We start from the raw sequence: 18,020 nt of genomic DNA, 5'->3' as shown, positions 1-18,020 counted from the left end.
CTCCGAGATCGAACGCCGCCGCCGCGAGCGGCAGTCGGCGCTGCGCGAACGCCGCCGCCACCGCTGGATCAACGCGTTGATCGTGCTGGTGCCGGTGGCACTGGCGGTGGTCTACCTGTCGATCGTCGCCACGCCGCGCTATGAAGCCGAATCGCGGTTCTTCGTCCAGTCGGCGTCCAACCAGGGGGGCGGCGCCGGCGCGGCGGCCAGCCTGCTCACCACGGGCAACTCCGGCGGCATGCTGGGCGGGTTCGTCGACGGGTGGGCGGTCGCCGATTTTCTGAAGTCGCGCGACAGCATGCAGCAACTTGACCGCAAGGTCGGCCTGCGCCGCTACCTGATGAACGAAGGGTTGGACCCGTTCAACCGCCTGGCCGAGGACTCCAGCGAAGACGATCTGTATCGCGCCTATCAGGCGTCGGTGCACGTCTCGTTCAATGCGCTGGAACAGATCGACGTGCTGCGGGTCAGCGCGTTTTCGTCGGCGGACGCGGCCACGCTGTCCAAGGAGCTGATCGGCCTGGCCGAGGAATTCGTCAGTTCGATGAACGAGAAGGGCGTGGCCGACAAGCTGAAGGTGAGCGAGGAGTCGGTCAAGTTTGCCGAGGAGAAGGCGCTGGCGGCGCGCGACGCGCTGACGACGTGGCGCACCAAGCACGGCAACATCGATCCCAGCGCGACCGTGTCGATGCTGCTGAACCTGTCCAGCCAGCTTGAAGGCGAGCTGAGCACCGCGCAGATCAATCTGGACAAGATCCGGGCGCTGGAGAACAAGGACCATTTCATGCTCAAGCCCGCGCAGATGCAGGTGGCGGCTCTGAAAAAGCGGTTGGCGTCCGTGCGTCAGCGCCTGAGCGGCGACGGCAACACGGAAGCCAAGCAACTGAAGGAATACGAGGCGCTGCGCAATGCCCAGGTGTTTGCGGATTCCAACCTGACGTTGGCGCAGCAGTCGTACCAGCAGGCGATGACGGACGCGCTGCGCCTGCAGCGGTATCTGTCGATCATCGCGCAGCCGGTGCCGACGGACCGGCCCAGCAGCCCGCGCACCGGCATCTTGCTGTTGCAGGCGCTGGCACTGGGATTTGTGCTCATGTTCATCGCACGCGTCGCGATGGCTTTGTTGAGGGGGCTGCGTCATGGTTGATACGGCTATCGAGAACCGCGTGCCTGTAGCCGGCGCCGAACCGCAGGACGCTACGGCGCGCCTGCGTGATGTCATCGGACAGATCCGCGCGTCGGCAGACCCGGCGCGCGACATGGCCGCGCTGGAACCGGCGCTGCGCCAGGCCAAGGACGGCTGGCGCGACGTCCGGCGGCTGCTGGTCTCGCCCGACGTGAAAGAGGGCAAGCTGGCCAGCGCCATCGCGGCGCTGGAGACGCTTGTCTCGGTGTACCCCGCACGGGTGGACGACAGGCGCCTGCTCGCCAGTCTGCTCGGCCGTCTGGAACAGTGGGACAGGGCGATCGCCGAAGCTGATGCCGCCGCCGGCATCGAGCCAGGCAATGCGTCGCTGCATGCCGCGCGCATCCAGATGCGTGTGCAGGCGGGGCGCGTGCCCGAGGCGGCGGAAGTCGCCCGCACGACCCTGCCGCTGGCGCAGAGCGCGCCCGAAGACGCTTACGCGTGGATGATGGCATTCGTGCGCAATGGAGATGTTGCCGACGCGTCGGGCATCGCGGCCTCGCTGGATCCGGACAAGCTGCCCAATGAACGGGTGGCGACGATGGCCGTGCGCGCGTTGCTGGCAGACGGCCGCACCGCGGCGGCAATCCGTCTGGGTGATGGCGCGCTGGGCGCTGGCCAGGATTGCGCGGCGCTGCGATCGTCGCTGGGCCTGGCGCATCTGCGGCGCGGCACCGAAGCCGATCGCAAGACCCATGCGCTGGCGCACTTCGAAGCCGGCCTGCAGGCCGCACCCGACGATGTGCGGCTGCTGACGCTGCACGGCGAAACCCTGCTGCGCGCCGGGCGCTACAAGGATTCCGTGGCGCCGTTGGCGCGCGCCATCGAACTGGCGCCCGATCTTGAACAGACGCGGGGCCTGTATGCCCGCGCGCTGCGCTACACCTTGCAGTACGACGCGGCGGCCGAGCAGATGATGTTCCTGCTGAAAAAGTCGCCCGACAACCTGCTGTGGCAGCGGTCGGCCATTGGTGCGCTGTCGCAAGCGGGCCGCAAGGATGAGGCCGAGGCCCTGTTCGAGCAATACGTCGCCAAGCGCGGCGCACGGCTGCCGGAGACCTTCCAGGAAGCGCTGGCGCGCATGGAAGAACAGCTCGACACCGCGCCGATTCCGCAGGCGCGGTTGGACTGGGCCTGGTCGATGCGCGGCGACAAGGACATCGACCGTGCGACGTGGGAACGCCGCGCGCGCTGGGGCCACCTGATCGACCATCTGCTGTTCGACTGGCTCGAGTGCCGTGAGGAGCGCGTCGAAGAAGCGATGGCGATGCTGGGCGAACTGGATACCGGCGAGCGCTTCTTTGCGCCGCTGCTGGCCGCCGGCCGCGGTGTCGTGGTCGCCACCGCGCACGTCGGGCCGATGTATGCGGGACTGATGGCGCTGGAACTGGTTGGCATCCCGTCGCGCTGGTTGGCGTCGGCGCCCAGCATCGCCCGCAGCAGTTACGCCGAGGCGCTGATTTCGACGGCCGACCAGACCGAGGCGCAGGTCGCCAAGGCCTGCATGCGCGCGATCAATTCGGGATTCGTGCTGTGCCTGGCCATCGACGGCGCGGCAAATCCCGCCGCGCCGCGCACGACGTTCGAAGGCCAGGACGTCACCTATTCCGGTTTCGCGGCGCATCTGGCGCATCGCATGGGCGTGCCGTCGGTGTTCTACGCGCCGCGCTGGGAAAACGGGCAGGTGGCCTACACGCTGGAAATGCTGCCGGCCGCCAATCCGGGCGAGGACGCGGACGCTTACGCGCAGCGCTGGCAGAAGGCGTACTTCGAACGGCTGCGCGAGCACGTGGCCGGCCCGCCGGAGAACCTGCGGTTGAGTGGCGGCATCTGGCGCCACGTGACGGCGGCGGATCCGTCTGCATGAAGATTTAGGGAGCGGTTGCGATGCGACTACGAAAGACAGTGATGGTGTGGCTGCTGACGTTGGCCGGTTTGTATGGCGGCACGGCGACAGCAAGCGGGCAATGCGAGGCGCCCGATGAACACTGCCCGTTCGTCTCCAGTTTGCTCGCGCAACGCGAAGGATACGGGGCCCAGGCCACGGGCGGCCTGGGCGGCAAGTTCATCGAGGTGACCTCGGACCAGGACGCCGGGCCCGGCACGCTGCGCGCCGCGCTGGCGCAGGCCCGCAAGGGACCGGCATGGATACGCTTCGCGTCCGACATGACGATCGTCCTGAAAACCCAGTTGCGCGTCCCGTCCAACACGACCATCGACGGCCGCGGCAAGCGGGTCGCCCTGATCGACGACGGCCTGGGCGTGTATGGCGCGAAGAACGTCATCCTGACGCATCTGACGATCGACGGGCGGCTCACGCGGCTTACGCAGGCCGTGAATGTGGCCAACGACAGCCGCGACGTGTGGGTCGACCACATGGACCTGTCGCGGATGTCGGACCGCCTGCTGAATGTGAAGAACGGCTCGACCGACGTGACGATCTCGTGGACGAAGTTCCACAACTCGAACAAGGTCATGCTGCTGAACAACATCACGTCCAAGAATCTGTTCCAGAACTACGAGCGCGATTCGATTGCGCGCGTGACGCTGCATCACAACTATTTCTTCAATACCGTGCAGCGCAATCCGCGCGCGCAGTTCGGCACCTTCCACCTGTTCAACAACCTGCTCGAGAACTGGGACTTCTACGGCATGAGTTTCAGCCTGGAAGCCAAGGCGCTGGTCGAAGGCAACATCTTCAACAACGACGCGCAGCGCAAGTGCGTCGAGCCCGAGTTCTTCCCCACGGTGGAAGGCATCAACGTCAACTATTGCCGCTACATCCCGATCGCGCCCGCACGCAGCGCGCTGGACAACGGCGATTCCGATCGCGGCGCTTATGAAAAGCGCAAGGCGGATCACGGCTACACCCGCGACTACAAGGCCTTCCTGCGGTTGAAAGACAACCTGTACCTGGGCGATGCGAAGCCGGTGCTGAAGGACTACCGCCCCGAGTCGGCGCCGACGCCGCCTTACTGCTACGGCTACGAGAAGGCCACGCCAGAGCTGGCCGAAAAGATTCGCAAGTTTGCGGGAAATACGTCGGGCGATACGCCCCTGCCGGCGACGCGCACCGGCGCGGGCTGCCCGGGCTGAGGTCAGCCCCCCTGCGCATCGATTTCAGAGTTTTCCGATTGTGCGCATTTCTGCAAGAAATCAGGATTTCGTGCGTGATTTCATGAGGTGAGGAGCCATGTCCGATATCGTTGTATTCGTTCGCAGCAAGTCGCGCTATGGCGACCAGATCGTGGCGTTCCCGGCGCTGTATCAAGTCAAGAAACTGTGGCCGGACAAGCGCGTCCGCGTCGTCTCCCGGTTTGAGGTGGAGGACTTCTATACGCAGCTGCCTTGGGTGGACCAGTTTGTCCGCGCGGAAGCGTTCGGCGATCAGGTCAAGGCGCTGCCTCCGCGCGCCAGCGCGTCGTTGACGCTGCATCATTCCAGCGAGCGCTTTGCGCTCATCAACCTGCTGCGCCGGCCTGCGCTGCGCCTGGGTTTCAGAAACCGCCGTCTCGGCGACTGCGTCTGGACGCATTCCCACATCAAGGACACCCGCGAATACATCGGCCTGGCGAACTTGCGGCTGCTGTCCACGGTGCAGGAACACGACCCCGAAGCCATCGCGCGCCAATGCTTCGTCGAGATCGGACGGCCTTGCGCGGGCACGGTGGAGCCGGCCGACATCGTATTGATTCCGGGTGGCGGCTCAGGGCAGTTCAAGCGGTGGTCGGTGGACCATTACATCGTCCTGGCTGACCTGCTCCAGGCGCGGCTGGGCGGGAACGCCAGCTTCACGTTTGTCCTCGGTCCTGATGAAGCGGCCGAACGCCAGCGCCTGAAACACATGAATCGGCCGGACTTCCGCCTTGAATGCTCCCGTTCCGTGGCCGAGCTGGTCGCGCTGATGCAGCACGCCCGCCTGATCGTCTCCAACGACTGCGGCCCATCCCACATTGCCCAAGGGCTTTGCGTGCCCTACGTGGGCGTGTTCAACGAGTCGAATCCCGAGTGGTTCTGGGCGCGGGACTACACACGCGACGTCGTGCCCGAGGCGGGGGAGTCAGAGATCAATTCGATTCACCCGGGGCGCGTGCTGGAGGCGTGCATGACGGTGCTGAACGGGCCCGCGCCGCGTTTGCGGGGCGGAATTTCCACCAGTTAGCGCGTCGCGCCTTCGGAATCAGTCCAGGGGAGCCCCATCAGGAATCACCGCTACCTTGCCCACGTGTCTGCGCGTCTCGACGGCTTCGTGCGCCAGCGCGATATCGTGCAGCGCGTAGGGATGCACCTGGGCATGATGCAGGCTGCCATCCTTTAGCCATTGCGTGAGCTGCGCGATGGCCTGCCGCTTCAAGATCGGCGGCATGGTGTACACCAGCAGAAAGGCCAAGCGCACGTTGCGTCGCATCAGGTCGCGCACGGGCAGAGTTGGGTGCAGGTCGGTGTCCGACGCGTAGGCCGCGATCTGCGCGCCGTTTTCAGCCAACAGCAGATTGACGGGCAGGTTGCCGGCGAAATCCAGGTCGATGAACGCGTCGAAACCTTCGCGTTGCCGCTGCGTCAGCCATTGCCGCGCGGCGGCCGGCAGGTCGGCGCCGCGGGGCACGGTTTCGATGCCGGCGGCCTGCGCAATGCGGGCCTGGCCTTCATTCGATACGCTGGCCAGCACCTCGGCGCCACGCAGACGCGCCATCTGCGCGGCATAGAAGCCCACCGCGCCCACCGCGCCATGCACCAGCACGCAACGCCCGGGTTTTGCCTCGACCTGCGCCGTGCAGTACCACGCCGTCAGCGCCGGCACGCCCAGCGACGCGCCAGTTTCCATTGAAACGCCATCGGGCAGGGGCACCGCCAGGCCTTCGGGTACGGTTACCCATTGCGCGGCAGTGCCATGCGGACGTCCAAGCTGGCATTCGTACAGCCACACGCGTTGGCCAACCCGGCCCGCGTCCACGCCCGCGCCAACCTGTTCGATGACCCCCGCGCCGTCCTGATGCGGAATCGTGCGCGGCCACGGATTGGCGCGCGCGCCCAAGCCCCCGCGCGTTTTGACGTCGGAAGGATTCACGCCCGAAACCGCGATGCGGACCTGGACCATGCCGGGGCCGGGCGGCTCGACCGGCATGTCCCCGACGCGCAGCACGTCCCGGGCGGCGCCGGGGGTGTCAAAGAAGGCGGCTTTCAAGAGGACTCCTTATCGGTTCGGCATGCCCAGCACGGCCTTGGCCACGATGTTGCGCTGGATCTCGTTGGAACCGCCGTAGATCGTGGTGACCAGCGACTGCAGGAACGGCGCGGGCGGAAGGAGCGACGTGCCGTCGTTCATCGTAACGCCGGTCCAGGTGCCGCCCGATTCGTCGGCCCAGCGCACGATCTCGCGGGCGATGCGCACGTAGGTTTCGGTGGCCAGCACCTTCAGGCCCGAGACGGACGGCGGCAGCAGGCCGCCGCGCCGCACGATGTCGGCGAAAAGGCCATACAGCGCCTCCAGTTCGCGCACGTCGCCCAGCAACAGCGCGTACGACTGGCTGAATTCGGGCAACTCGAACAGCGACTGGCTGTCGGCCAACTGCTCCAGGTGGTGCAGGGCCTGGCGCGACTGCTGCGGGCTGCCGGCAAAGATGCGTTCGTAGCCGAGCAGGTCCTTAGCGATGGTCCAGCCCATGTTCAGCTCACCCACCAGATTCGTGACCGGCACCTTCACCTCTTCGAAGAAGACTTCGCAGAACTCCTGTTCGTCGATGATGTTGGTGATCGGCCGGATGGTGACGCCGGGCGACTTCAGGTCGATGAGCAGGAAGCTGATCCCGGCCTGCGGCTTGACGGTCTTGTCGGTGCGCACCAGCGCGAAGATATGGGTCGCGTCGTGCGCAAGCGTGGTCCAGATCTTCTGGCCGTTGACGATGAAGTGATCGCCGTCGCGCACGGCCTCGGTGCGCAGGGATGCCAGGTCCGAGCCGGCGTTGGGCTCGGAGTAGCCCTGGCACCAGATGTCTTCGCCGGACAGGATGCGGGGCAGGTAGCGCGCCTTCTGTTCAGCCGGCCCGTGCTGGATCAGCACGGGACCCAGGTTGATGATGCCCTGGTCGGGCAGGCGCGCCGCGCCCCAGCCTTCCATTTCCTCGAAGAAGATCAGCAGCTTGGCGGGCGGCAGCGCCATGCCGCCGTGTTCGCGCGGCCAGGCGGGCGCCAGCCAGCCGCTGCGTGAGAGCGTCTGATACCAGTCGCGCACCTCGTGCAGGCGCAGGCGCCGGGGCACGTGGCGCAGGTGCTGCGGGTAGTTGGAACGCAGGAACGCGCGCACCATCAGCCGGAAGCCGTCGTCCGACATGGCGGCGTAATCGTCGCCCGACGCGGCAAGACCTTCGGTCTGAACTTGGTGGCCACGCGACGGCCGCAGGGCAAGGTAGCGCGCCTGCAGCGTGCGCGGGCTGCCGAGCCAGCTTGCCAGATGCAGGGCGCGTTTGAGATAGATGCCGATGTCGTATTCGTCGGTGTACCCGATGGCGCCGTGCAGTTGCACGGCTTCGCGGCACAGCGCGATGACGCGTTCCGCGATGCGCGATTTGGCCAGCGCGGCCACGCGCGCTAGGGTGGTGGGATCGTCGGCCACCTCGCGATAGCTATCGGCCAGCAGGGCGCCGCACGCCATCACGCCGACATAGGCGTCCACCATGCGATGCTGCAGCGCCTGATTGGCGCCGATCGGCTTGCCGAACTGCACGCGCGTCTTCAGGTAGTCCAGCGTCATGCAGAACACGCGGCGGGCAATGCCGTAGAGCTCGCTGCTCTGCAGCAGGCGGGTCGTCTCCAGCGCCTGCTGGCAGATGCGGTCAACGGCCTCTCCTTGCGCGACGATGCGGCCGGCGGGCAGGAACACGTCCAGCTGCAGCGTGCACAGCAGGCTACCGTCGGCGCGCAGCTCGGTCTCGATCTTCACGCCTGCATCGTCCGGTCGCAGCCAGACGAGCGTGGGCAGTTCACCGCGCCGGGCGTGAACCAGCCAGCCCGTCGCGCCTACGGGTGACACCCAGCGTTTGCTCCCCACCAGACGAAGGCGGTCGCCTTCGATGCTGGCGGAGGTCGACACCGAGGTCGGGATGAGTTCGCCGGGGTTTTCCTGCCACGCCAGACCCAACACCGCCGATCCGCTGACGACGTCGTTCAGCAGTTCACGCGCGAGGGCATTGTCCGCAAACGCGGGCAGCACCAGCGCGGCCAGGGCGCCGGCGCCCAGATAGGGCTCGGGCAGGGGCGACTCGCCGACGGCGGTGGCAATCGCGCCCAGGACCTCGGCGTCCAGGCCCAATCCGCCCAGATGTTCCGGCACCGTGACCGAGGTCCAGCCGGCCTCGGCGAGCGCCTTCCAGGTTGCGCCGTCCCAGCCCGGCGCTGCGCCGCGCAGCTCGCGCAGCCTTGCCAGCGGTGAAACCTGCGCCAGCGTGCCGGCCGCGGCTTCCATGAACTCGGCATGCCGCGGCAGAGGGCCAAAAATCGAAAAAGAATCCAGTGCGTTCATCGTGGTCCTTCTGTGACGGCACAGCTTGAAATGGGAGCAGCAAATTCTAGGGGCGGCGCCGTGGCGCATTCATAACGGGTTGTTGAGAGCTGCTATTACAAAACTGCAGGGGTGCAACGGCGGGATCCTTCCTAGAATTGGCCCTAAATCAAGACAGCCACAACGGCGAGGAGACAGGAAAATGCGTGTACTGATGGCGTGCATTGCGGCATGCATAACCGCCGCGGGCGTGACGGCGCCGGCGTGGGCGGCTGGAGCGCCCGTTGAGCGCATCGTCGTGCCGTATGCGGTCGGCGGCGTGACGGACCTGTACGGACGGGTGCTGGCCGAACGCCTGCAGGCGGACCAGGCCAGCCCCGTCCTGGTGGATAACCGGCCGGGCGGCGGCGCGGCCATCGGCACCGCCTATGTCGCCAAGAGCACGGCGGACGGACGCACCGTGCTGCTGGGCAGCGTCGGCACGGCGACCAATCCCGCGATGATCAAAAGCATGCCGTACGACCCGCGTGACATCGTGCCGGTGGCCCAGGTGGCAACCAGCCCGCTTGTCCTGTATGTACGCGCCGATCTGGCGCAGGACGTGCCGCAGCTGCTGGACCATGCGCGCAAGGCGCCCGGCGGCCTGTCGTTTGCCAATTCCGGAGTCGGATCCAGCCCCAACCTGGCAGCGGCGCTGTTTGCGCGGCAGATCAACCTGCCCGTGACGCACGTCAGCTATCGGGGTACATCCGCGGCCATCAATGACCTGCTCGGCGGGCAGGTGGACGCGTACTTCGACACCTTGCAGGCGATGCCGCACGTGAAGTCTGGCCGCATCCGCGCGCTTGCGGTGGCGGCGCCCGAGCGTCTGGAACAGGCGCCGGACCTGCCCACGCTGGATGAATTGGGCGTGCCCGGCGTGCATGCGTCCAGCTGGTGGGGCATCTTCGTGCCGGCCCGCACGCCGCAGGGCCAGATCAAGGATCTTCAGGTGCGGCTGCGCAAGGTGGTGGGCGAGCCCATCGTGCAGCAGCGCGCGCGTGAAATGGGCGCCGTCGCCCTGTTTCGCGATCAGGCGGCTTTCCAGCAGTTCTTCGACAGCGAGGTGACGCGCTGGAGCGAGATCATCGCGGCCGAAAAACTCTCGGGCCAGTGATCCATGGCGAAACCGTCTGATTCCGCAGGGTGGGACCTGCGCGCGCTGCGCATCTTCTCGTTGGTGGCGCGCAGCGGCAGCATCACCAAGGTTGCCATTGACCTGGGCGTAAGCCAGCCCGCCGTCAGCCGCTACCTGTCCCTGCTTGAAAAGCAATGCGGCGGCTATCTGTTCACGCGCAATGGCCGCGGCATGGGCCTGACCGAACTGGGCCGGCAGGTCCAGCCCGCGATCGAGCAGGTGCTGGAAAGCGCCGCCGGACTGAACGACGTGGTCGCGGCCGCGCACGGCCAGGTGACGGGCACGGTGCGCATCGGCACGCTGCCTTCGCTCAGCAACGCGCTGATCATTCCGCTCTTGTTGCGGCTGCAGCGCGAGTATCCGGCGATTCAGGTGCAGATCGTGGAAAGCGCGGCGGGACAGATCGAGAGCTGGCTTGCGCATCACGAGATCGACATCGGCCTGCCGTACCGCAGCCACGACGCGCTGGGCAGCGACGAGGACGTGCTGCTGCGCCTGCCGTCCTATCTGATCGGCCCGCCGGGCGACCGCATCACCGCGGATCGCGAGGTGCCGTTCGCCAAGCTCGATGGCCTGCCGCTGGTGCTGTCGCGCAAGCCGTCTTCGGTGCGGATGATGCTGGACGAAATGGGCCGGCGGCACAACGTGAACATCAGCGTGTCGGTGGAGGCTGACTCGGGCTTCATCCAGAAGCAGATGGTGGTCCGGCGCGCCGGCTACACCCTGCTGCCGTGGCATTTCGTGGCCGCGGAGGTCGAACGAGGCGAGTTGCAAGCGTCCGAAATCGTCCAGCCTTCCGTTTTGCGCATCGTGTCGCTCATGATCACCGACCGGCCGACGCAGGCCGTGAAGGTGGTCACCGGCCTGCTGCGCGAGATCGTCAGTGAATCATTGACCCAGCTTGACGCCCGGCCTCCGGGCGCGAGCCGATAACAACGAGCCAGCCGCCCCGGCCGGCCAACAGGAGACAAACCTTGATCCGCTTCATCACACGCGCCTGCGCACTTGCGCTGGTGGCCAGTTCCGCGCTGGCAGCCTATCCCGACAAGCCCATCAAGCTGGTGGTGCCGTTTGCCCCCGGCGGTGGCGCCGACCTGACCGCACGGGTCGTGGCCGAGACGCTCTCGAAAAAACTCAAGCAGTCGGTCATTGTGGAAAACAAGGCGGGCGCGGGCGGCGTCATCGGCGCAGCCGCCGTGGCGCGTGCCGATCCGGACGGATACACCTTGCTCTACACCACGCCGGGCCAGCAGATGACGCTGCCGTTCCTGATGAAGAACATGCCGTACGACCCCGACGATCTGCGTCCGGTGTCGCAGGTGTCGCTGGCGCCCAGCGTGCTGGTCGTCAACAAGCAGTTGGGCGTGAATTCGCTTGAGGAACTGATCGCGCTCGCCAAGAAGCGGCCGGGCGAACTGAATTACGTCAGTGCCGGTATCGGCGCCAGCAGCCATCTGAATGGCGAGCTGCTGCAGATTCTGGCCGGCGTGCGCCTGCAGCACGTGCCGTACAAGGGCACGGGCGAAGCGGTGAAGGATCTGGTCGGCGGCAACGGCGATATCGCGATCGACACCGTGGGCATCTATACCGCCTTCATCAAGGACAAGCGCCTGATTCCGCTGGGTGTCACGACGCCGTTCGAAGTGCCGATCCTGCCCGGCGTGCCGCCGATCTCGAAGACGCTGCCCGGCTATGACGCGTCGCCCGTGAATTACATCTCGGTGCCCAAGGCCACGCCGGAGGCCATCGTGCAGCAGTTGGCCGAGGCGCTGCAGGCCACGATCGCCGAACCGAGCGTCAAGGAAAAGATGCTTGAGCAGGGCATCCTGGCCATTTCCAACTCGCCGCAGGAAATGGCGGATCTGCTCAAGAAGGAACAGGCCCGTTGGCGCGACGTCATCAACAAAGCGGGCATTGCCGAGAAATAGCCGGTTGGAGTCATAAGCATCATGTCATCACAGCAGTCTCATCCTCTTTCCCATATCCGCGTGCTGGACCTGAGCCGCGTCCTGGCCGGCCCGTGGGCCAGCCAGACGCTGGCGGACCTGGGCGCATCGGTCATCAAGATCGAGCAGCCCGGGGCGGGCGACGACACCCGCGCCTGGGGTCCGCCGTTCCTGACGCAGGAAGACGGGACCCGGACCAACGAATCCGGCTATTACCTGATCTGCAACCGCGGCAAGCGCAGCGTCACGGTGAACCTGAAGTCTCCGCGCGGCCAGGCGCTGATCCGGAAGATGGCGCGCGAGGCGGACGTGGTGCTGGAAAATTTCAAGGTCGGCACGCTGGATCGGCTGGGCCTGGGTTACGAGCAACTGAGCAAGGAGAATCCGCGGCTGGTCTATTGCTCGATCACGGGTTTTGGGCAGACGGGTCCGCGCGCGCAACAGCCGGCCTACGACTTCATGATCCAGGCCATGAGCGGCCTCATGAGCATCACCGGCGAATCGGACGACCGCCCCGGCGGCGGTCCGATGAAGATCGGCGTGCCCATGGTGGATCTCATCACCGGGCTGTATGCCAGCAACGCCATCCTGGCCGCGCTGGCGCGGCGTGAAGTGACGGGGCAGGGCGACCACATCGACATGGCCATGCTGGACGTCGGCGTGACGCTGCTGGCCAACCAGGCCATGAACTATCTGCTGACCGACGTCGTGCCGCCGCGCCGCGGCAACCGTCATCCCAACATCCAGCCGCAGCGCGTGTATCCGTGCCGCGACGGGCACATCATCATGGCGGTGGGCTCGGACGCGCAATTCGCCAAGTTGTGCCGCGTGCTGGGCCACCCCGAGATGGCGCAGGACGAGCGCTTTCAGACCAACGCGGGGCGGGTCGTCAACCTGGCCATCCTGGACCCGTGGCTGGACGAGCAGGTCATCAAGCACGACAAGGCGGCCCTGCTGGCGGCGCTGGACCGTGAGGGCGTGCCCTGCGCGCCCATCAACAACATCGGCGAGGCCCTGCGCGAACCGCAGGTCGTGCACCGCGAGATGCAGTTTTCCGCGCCGCATCCGGATGGGATGGACATGCCGCAGATCCGCAGCCCGTTTCGCTTTCGCAATTCCTTGCTGCGCCTGGAGGATGGCCCGCCCACGCTGGGCCAGCACACGGACGAGGTGCTGGGCGAACTGGGCCTGTCCGCGGCCGAGATCGCCGAGCTGCGCGCCGACCAAACCCTCTGACCCCCCACAGGAACATCATGTCCGACTACCGTTTTGAGACGCTGCGCGTCGAACTGCAGAACCACGTCGCCACCGTGTGGCTGGCGCATCCGCCCGTCAACGCGGTCAATACCCAACTGCTGCAGGACCTGACGTTGGCGATGGACCGCTTTGGCGAGGATCCGCAGGTGCGTTGCGTGGTCCTGACGGGCGAGGGACGCGTCTTCTGCGCCGGCGCCGATCTGAAGAACCGCGGGCAGATGCTGGATCAGCCGGGCGGCCTGCCCCAGCATTCGCGTCGCACGCGCGAGCTCTTTCACGCCATTCGCGAATGCCCCAAACCCGTCATCGCGGCGCTGAACGGACCCGCGCTGGGCGCCGGGCTGGGCATTGCGGCCTCCTGCGACATCCTGATCGCGGCCGAAAGCGCGTGCCTCGCCTTGCCGGAAGTCGATGTCGGCCTGCTGGGCGGCGTCAAGCACGCGCAGCGCCTGTTCGGCCATTCGCGCCTGCGCCGCATGATGCTCACCGGCATGCGCGTGACGGCAGCGGAGCTGTACCGCCTTGGCATCGTCGAAGCCTGCGTGCCGGGGGACAAGCTGATGGAAGAAGCGCGCGTCATCGCTGACCAGATCGCCGGGAAGAGCCCGGCGTCGGTGCGCCTGATGATCCAGACCGCCAACGCCATCGAAGACATGAGCCTGCGCGACGGCTACCGCTACGAGCAGGACATGACCGCGCAGGTGGCCAAGACGAACGACGCGCAGGAAGCGCGCCGGGCGTTCCTGGAAAAGCGCGCGCCGGTGTTCACGGGAACGTGACGGCAAGCGCCCGGATTCTCCGGACATGGCAAGGCCACCCGAGGGTGGCCTTGTTTTTGCTGCGTGCAGGGTGAGCGCGTCACCCTGCGAGTCATCACACGCCGATCGGACCGCCGTCAGCGCGGCGGATCACCACCGTGGACGAGCGCGGGCGGACGACGCCCGTGGTGGCGGTGGTCGCATCTTCCGTATCGTAGGCCGGCCAGTTCACAGGGTGCTGGATGTTCAGGAAGATGCTGGTGTAGTCAGGCGTGAAGGCAAAGCCGGTGACCTCGGCTTCGTTCGGGCCGACAAAGAAGCGGCGCAGGTCGGCCTGGTTGGACGCGTTGATCGCCGGCCCCGTGCCGGTGCTGTCGGCCAGCGCGCCCGGGATCACGGCCAGCATCTGGTCGTTGGTCGCCTTGGCCACGTTGTTGTTGCGGCCGCCGTCGATGCCGTTGTCGGTCTGGATCCACAGGATGCCGCGCGGATCGATGCCGATGCCGTCCGGGCTGGCCAGCTGGTTCAGCGTAGTCAGGCCGGAGCGGTTGGTGTCGGCATCGGCGCCGGCGTCGGAGCCAAACACGAAGATGTCCCACTTGAACTTGGTCGAGCCCGGCTCGTCGTGCCAGCGCACGATGTGGCCGTTGACGTTGTTCAGGCGCGGGTTGGGCGGGTTGGTGCCCCTGCCGGCGTTGCGGCTGGAGTTGTTCGTCAGCGTCAGGTAGATGTCACCGTTGGTCGGGTGCGTGGCCGTCCATTCCGGGCGGTCCATCGGCGTCGCGCCGACGAAGTCCGCGGCGCCGCGGGTGTTGATGATGATGTCCTCGATGCCGCCGAACTCATCGGCCAGCGTGCGGCCGCCGGCGCCCACGGTCGTGCCGACGAGCGGGATCCATTGGCCCGTGCCATCGGCGTCAAAGCGCGCAACGTACAGCGTGCCCTTGTCCAGGTACTTTGCGCCCACCGCGAGACGGTCGGTGCGCTCGGCGTCCTTCGGATCCCACACGGCTTCCGACACGAAGCGATAGATGTACTCAAAGCGCGAGTCGTCGCCGCTATAGAAAGCGAGCGGCTTGCCGGCCTCGGGCAGTGCGTAGGCGCAGCCTTCGTGCGCGAAGCGGCCCATCGCGGTGCGCTTGGTGGCGATGCTGTTTTCGTTGAAGGGATCGATTTCGACCAGGTAGCCGAAACCGTTGACTTCGTTGCGGTAATCCTGCGTGAAGTCGGCGCCGGTTTCGGTGATGTTGAAGCGCGCAAATTCGCCCTGGACTTCCAGCGGATCGTTGGCGCCGGTTTCCCATTCGTAGCGGCCCTTGTCGTCGGGCACGCCGACGCGCTGCTGGTGCGCGGGGCGCGTGCCGGTGTTGACGAAGCAGGCGGCCCAGTTTTCTTCGGCCGTGATGTACGTGCCCCACGGGGTGTAGCCGTTGCCGCAGTTGTTGTTGGTGCCGCGCACCATCGTGCCGTTGGGCGAGTACGGGGTTTTGACCCAATCCGTGCCGCCGACCGGGCCGGACAGCTTCATCGGCGTGGCCGACGTGAAGCGGCGGTTGTAGCGCGAGTTGTGAACGATGTTCCAGCGGCCGTTCTCAAGGCGCACATGCAGGATCGCCACGCCGTGCGCGTTGATCTCCTTGCGGATTTCCTCGATGGGGCGCTTGCCGGCCACGGTGGTCGCGCCCAGCGGGTGCAGCGCCTTCTGGTCGATGTACTCGTGGTTGACCGCCAGCAGGCCTTCCGTGGAGCTGCCGTTGATCGGGAAGAAGTGCATGCCGTCGTGGTGCATGCCGGTGGAGTTCAGCAAGTCCGTCGAGCTGTTGTTGCCGTTGCGGTCCCACGGATTCGCGTTGTCGTTGAACGGCGTGCCCCAGGGTGCGAACACATGGGCGATGTAGCCGGCCGGCACGACACAGGCGTCGGTCATGGAGGTGGGCAGCGACTCGAAGCCCAGCTTGATCGGCGCCGGCGCGGGAGGCGGCTCGGTGCCGGGCACTTCCGGCGCGGGGTTCTGGCCATTGCCGGCATCGTCGTCATCGTCGTCGCTGCCATTACAGCCGGCAAGGCCCAGGCTGGTCATCGTCGCGAACGCGGCCGCGATACCGCCGCGCATCACCATGCGGCGGGACATGTTCTTTTCAAGGATCTCGCTGAACGGGGTGCTCTGGCTGGGATTGCGGACGGTCTTGTCGGAGATGGACTTGCTCATTTGAACTCCTGGCTTTGGGTCTGATGCCCGATGGGGACGAGCAATACTAGAAGTCCGAAATGAAAGGTTAATGACAGATGACTGAAACCCGCGGCGCTTGCGCCATCTTGTCAAAAACAGAAGGCTGACGCCGCATGCGCGGGCGTCAGCCTTTTGATGCAAGGGGTGGCGGCGCGCTTACCGGTTTTCGTCGTCCATGGTCAGCGCGCCGTCCTTCATGATGCCTTGCGCGATTTCTTCGGCGGACTTGCCGGCAAAGCCGTGCTCGCCGGCGGTGATGCGCAGGCTGTCGCCATCAAGCGGACTCATTAACGTGGCCGAGGACAGCAGGATGCCGTTCGCGCGGAACTGCACGCGCTGGCCCACGCGCTCGCGCGTGAAGTTCGCCAGCGTCTTGACGCTGTCGGGCTTGAGCTTGATGTCGACGACGCGGGCGTTGGTGTGCGGATCGGCGCCGGGCGTGACCTGCTCGACCTGCAGGGTGACCGATTCGGCGTGGGCGGCGAAGGGCAGGGCGACGGCAAGCGTCGCGGCCAGTGCGCTGGCCAGGATAGGATGTCGCATTGATGGCATGTGAACGCTCCTTCTGATGGGCGATGTTCCATCCTATACGGATCGCGTCGGACGAGGATGACCGTCTGATATATTCCTGACGAAATTTTGCCGGCATGCGCCACACCGGCGCTGGTGAGGAACAACCATGATTGCACGCGCCACCTGTCTCTTGTCTATCGCCCTGCTGGCCGGCAACGCGCAGGCCGGCTCCGCGCCCGCGTCGCTGTCCTGCGTGTCCGACAGCGGCAAGGTGGCGTTGAAGGGTGACATTCCCTCGCCGTCTTCCGACGAACTGTCGCTGACGCTGACCTATACGACGGCCACGCTGTCGTTCACGTCGGATGATGCGCCCGGGTATGTGGTCGCCAATTTCCCGCAGTCGGTTTTCACGCTGGTCGCGCCGGCCGACGGGCAGGCGTTGACGTTGTATGCGCTGCCGTCCACGGTGGCCGTGAAGAAGACGGCCAATGGCGATGTGGCCGGCACCTTCCAGGCGCGGCTGCTGGGTCCGCGCCCGGGCGGCAAGGCGGCCAGCGGCTATCCCGCGCCGCTGCAGGCCACGCTGAACTGCGACTACCGGTATTCGCTGTAGGCCCTGTGCGCCGGGCTAATCGCCCCTCCACCGCGTCGCGCAAGCGCCATATTTGACGGGCGGGATGCCGCACGCCCACAATCGGCCGGACGACAACCCGCAGGCGGGCCTTCGAGTCCCGCCGCCACCATCCCGGAGGAACAACCCATGGCCGACGCTCAGTCCAAAGCCCAAACCGAAACCCAGGCGCTGTTCGAACAAGGCCTGGAATTGCGCCGCGATGTGCTCGGCGCCGACTACGTCGATGGCTCGATCGCGCGCGCCAACGATTTCATGATGGCGTTCCAGCACATCACCACCGAGTGGTGCTGGGGCTACACCTGGAGCCGCCCCGGCCTTGAGAAGAAGACGCGCAGCATGCTCAACCTGGCCATGCTGACGGCGCTGAACCGGCCCGCCGAGATCAAGCTGCACGTCAAGGGAGCGCTGAACAACGGCGTAACGGTCGAGGAGATCAAGGAGATCCTGCTGCAGGCGACGGTCTACTGCGGCATTCCCGCAGGCCTGGATGCGTTCAAGGTGGCCAACCAGGTGCTGGAAGAGGAAGGCGCGTTCAAGGCGCAGCAGGCGTAACGCGACCGAACCCCTGGCGGGCGTGACCCTGAAACCTGGGAAAACGGAAAAGCGGCGGGAAGAACGGCGGGTTTCACGCGGTTCTTCCCGGCTTGCCGGCACCGAAGGCGGGCTATGATGACTTGTAATCCAATGTGTTACAAATACACAAATTTTGAAATAGAAAGCTCACGTTTCACCGCAGGCTTGCGTCACGACAAGACTGCGTCTGACATCACGCGTACGCGCCTTGGGCGCTGACGTATTTTCCGGCATAGTTTGTGACGGCA

The 18,020-nt window shown here is 66.1% G+C and carries 15 protein-coding genes; 11 read left to right on the top strand and 4 right to left on the bottom strand.

What is annotated here, in order from left to right:
• Positions 1 to 115 precede the first annotated feature (115 nt).
• The 4 genes from AC6LJW_RS08975 to AC6LJW_RS08960 all read left to right on the top strand — a co-directional run bounded on the left by AC6LJW_RS08975 (position 116) and on the right by AC6LJW_RS08960 (position 5,348).
• Complete coding sequence (locus tag AC6LJW_RS08975) at positions 116 to 1,147, top strand: KpsE/RkpR family capsule polysaccharide export protein (protein ID WP_162253562.1); 1,032 nt, start codon at positions 116 to 118, stop codon at positions 1,145 to 1,147.
• Positions 1,140 to 3,053, top strand: a complete 1,914-nt coding sequence (locus tag AC6LJW_RS08970) for a tetratricopeptide repeat protein (protein WP_498087009.1) — start codon at positions 1,140 to 1,142, stop codon at positions 3,051 to 3,053. Before AC6LJW_RS08975 ends, AC6LJW_RS08970 begins: the two co-directional genes overlap by 8 nt.
• A 20-nt stretch (positions 3,054 to 3,073) precedes the next feature.
• Positions 3,074 to 4,282 carry a pectate lyase family protein gene (locus tag AC6LJW_RS08965; RefSeq protein ID WP_498087008.1) on the top strand — a complete coding sequence of 403 codons (1,209 nt, stop codon included), beginning with the start codon at positions 3,074 to 3,076 and terminating at the stop codon, positions 4,280 to 4,282.
• A gap of 97 nt (positions 4,283 to 4,379) precedes the next feature.
• Entirely contained in the window at positions 4,380 to 5,348 is a 969-nt protein-coding gene (locus tag AC6LJW_RS08960) for a glycosyltransferase family 9 protein (RefSeq protein WP_498087007.1), read from the top strand.
• An 18-nt stretch (positions 5,349 to 5,366) separates the two neighbouring features.
• Here the strand turns inward: AC6LJW_RS08960 and AC6LJW_RS08955 are convergent, their stop codons facing one another.
• Positions 5,367 to 6,371, bottom strand: coding sequence for an NADPH:quinone reductase (locus AC6LJW_RS08955; RefSeq protein WP_498087006.1), 1,005 nt, complete (start codon positions 6,369 to 6,371; stop codon positions 5,367 to 5,369).
• A 9-nt stretch (positions 6,372 to 6,380) separates the two neighbouring features.
• Complete coding sequence (locus AC6LJW_RS08950) at positions 6,381 to 8,705, bottom strand: acyl-CoA dehydrogenase family protein (RefSeq protein ID WP_498087005.1); 2,325 nt, start codon at positions 8,703 to 8,705, stop codon at positions 6,381 to 6,383.
• Positions 8,706 to 8,886: 181 nt separating this feature from the next.
• On the opposite strand from AC6LJW_RS08950, the gene AC6LJW_RS08945 reads away from it, so the two are divergent.
• Genes AC6LJW_RS08945 through AC6LJW_RS08925 form a run of 5 tightly spaced genes read left to right on the top strand, consistent with a single transcriptional unit; the run spans position 8,887 to position 13,843 of the window.
• Positions 8,887 to 9,840, top strand: coding sequence for a Bug family tripartite tricarboxylate transporter substrate binding protein (locus tag AC6LJW_RS08945; RefSeq protein ID WP_498087004.1), 954 nt, complete (start codon positions 8,887 to 8,889; stop codon positions 9,838 to 9,840).
• A gap of 3 nt (positions 9,841 to 9,843) precedes the next feature.
• Positions 9,844 to 10,794 carry a LysR family transcriptional regulator gene (locus tag AC6LJW_RS08940; protein WP_498087003.1) on the top strand — a complete coding sequence of 317 codons (951 nt, stop codon included), beginning with the start codon at positions 9,844 to 9,846 and terminating at the stop codon, positions 10,792 to 10,794.
• 41 nt (positions 10,795 to 10,835) lie between these two features.
• Entirely contained in the window at positions 10,836 to 11,789 is a 954-nt protein-coding gene (locus tag AC6LJW_RS08935; RefSeq protein ID WP_105241026.1) for a Bug family tripartite tricarboxylate transporter substrate binding protein, read from the top strand.
• A gap of 21 nt (positions 11,790 to 11,810) precedes the next feature.
• Positions 11,811 to 13,043 carry a CaiB/BaiF CoA transferase family protein gene (locus AC6LJW_RS08930; protein WP_056559908.1) on the top strand — a complete coding sequence of 411 codons (1,233 nt, stop codon included), beginning with the start codon at positions 11,811 to 11,813 and terminating at the stop codon, positions 13,041 to 13,043.
• Positions 13,044 to 13,060: 17 nt separating this feature from the next.
• A complete protein-coding gene (locus tag AC6LJW_RS08925) occupies positions 13,061 to 13,843 on the top strand; it encodes an enoyl-CoA hydratase/isomerase family protein (RefSeq protein ID WP_498087002.1) in 783 nt (260 codons plus the stop codon).
• 94 nt (positions 13,844 to 13,937) lie between these two features.
• Here AC6LJW_RS08925 and AC6LJW_RS08920 read toward each other — a convergent pair whose 3' ends face one another.
• Together AC6LJW_RS08920 and AC6LJW_RS08915 are read right to left on the bottom strand one after the other, a co-directional pair.
• The gene (locus AC6LJW_RS08920) at positions 13,938 to 16,031 is read right to left on the bottom strand and encodes a PhoX family protein (protein WP_056559903.1); all 2,094 of its coding nucleotides are present in this window, start codon (positions 16,029 to 16,031) and stop codon (positions 13,938 to 13,940) included.
• 177 nt (positions 16,032 to 16,208) lie between these two features.
• Positions 16,209 to 16,604 (bottom strand): SecDF P1 head subdomain-containing protein, encoded by a 396-nt coding sequence (locus AC6LJW_RS08915; protein WP_056559901.1) that lies wholly within the window; start codon positions 16,602 to 16,604, stop codon positions 16,209 to 16,211.
• A 127-nt stretch (positions 16,605 to 16,731) separates the two neighbouring features.
• Between AC6LJW_RS08915 and AC6LJW_RS08910 the strand changes: the two genes are divergently transcribed.
• Both AC6LJW_RS08910 and AC6LJW_RS08905 read left to right on the top strand, forming a co-directional pair.
• Positions 16,732 to 17,178, top strand: a complete 447-nt coding sequence (locus AC6LJW_RS08910; RefSeq protein WP_056559899.1) for a hypothetical protein — start codon at positions 16,732 to 16,734, stop codon at positions 17,176 to 17,178.
• 147 nt (positions 17,179 to 17,325) lie between these two features.
• Positions 17,326 to 17,751 (top strand): carboxymuconolactone decarboxylase family protein, encoded by a 426-nt coding sequence (locus AC6LJW_RS08905; protein WP_056559897.1) that lies wholly within the window; start codon positions 17,326 to 17,328, stop codon positions 17,749 to 17,751.
• Positions 17,752 to 18,020: the final 269 nt, after the last annotated feature.

The sequence above is a fragment of the Achromobacter sp. 1012554356 genome, from assembly GCF_059760815.1.
The sequence above is the reverse complement of the archived record's forward strand: the minus strand, read 5'-3'. Positions and strand labels throughout refer to the sequence as shown.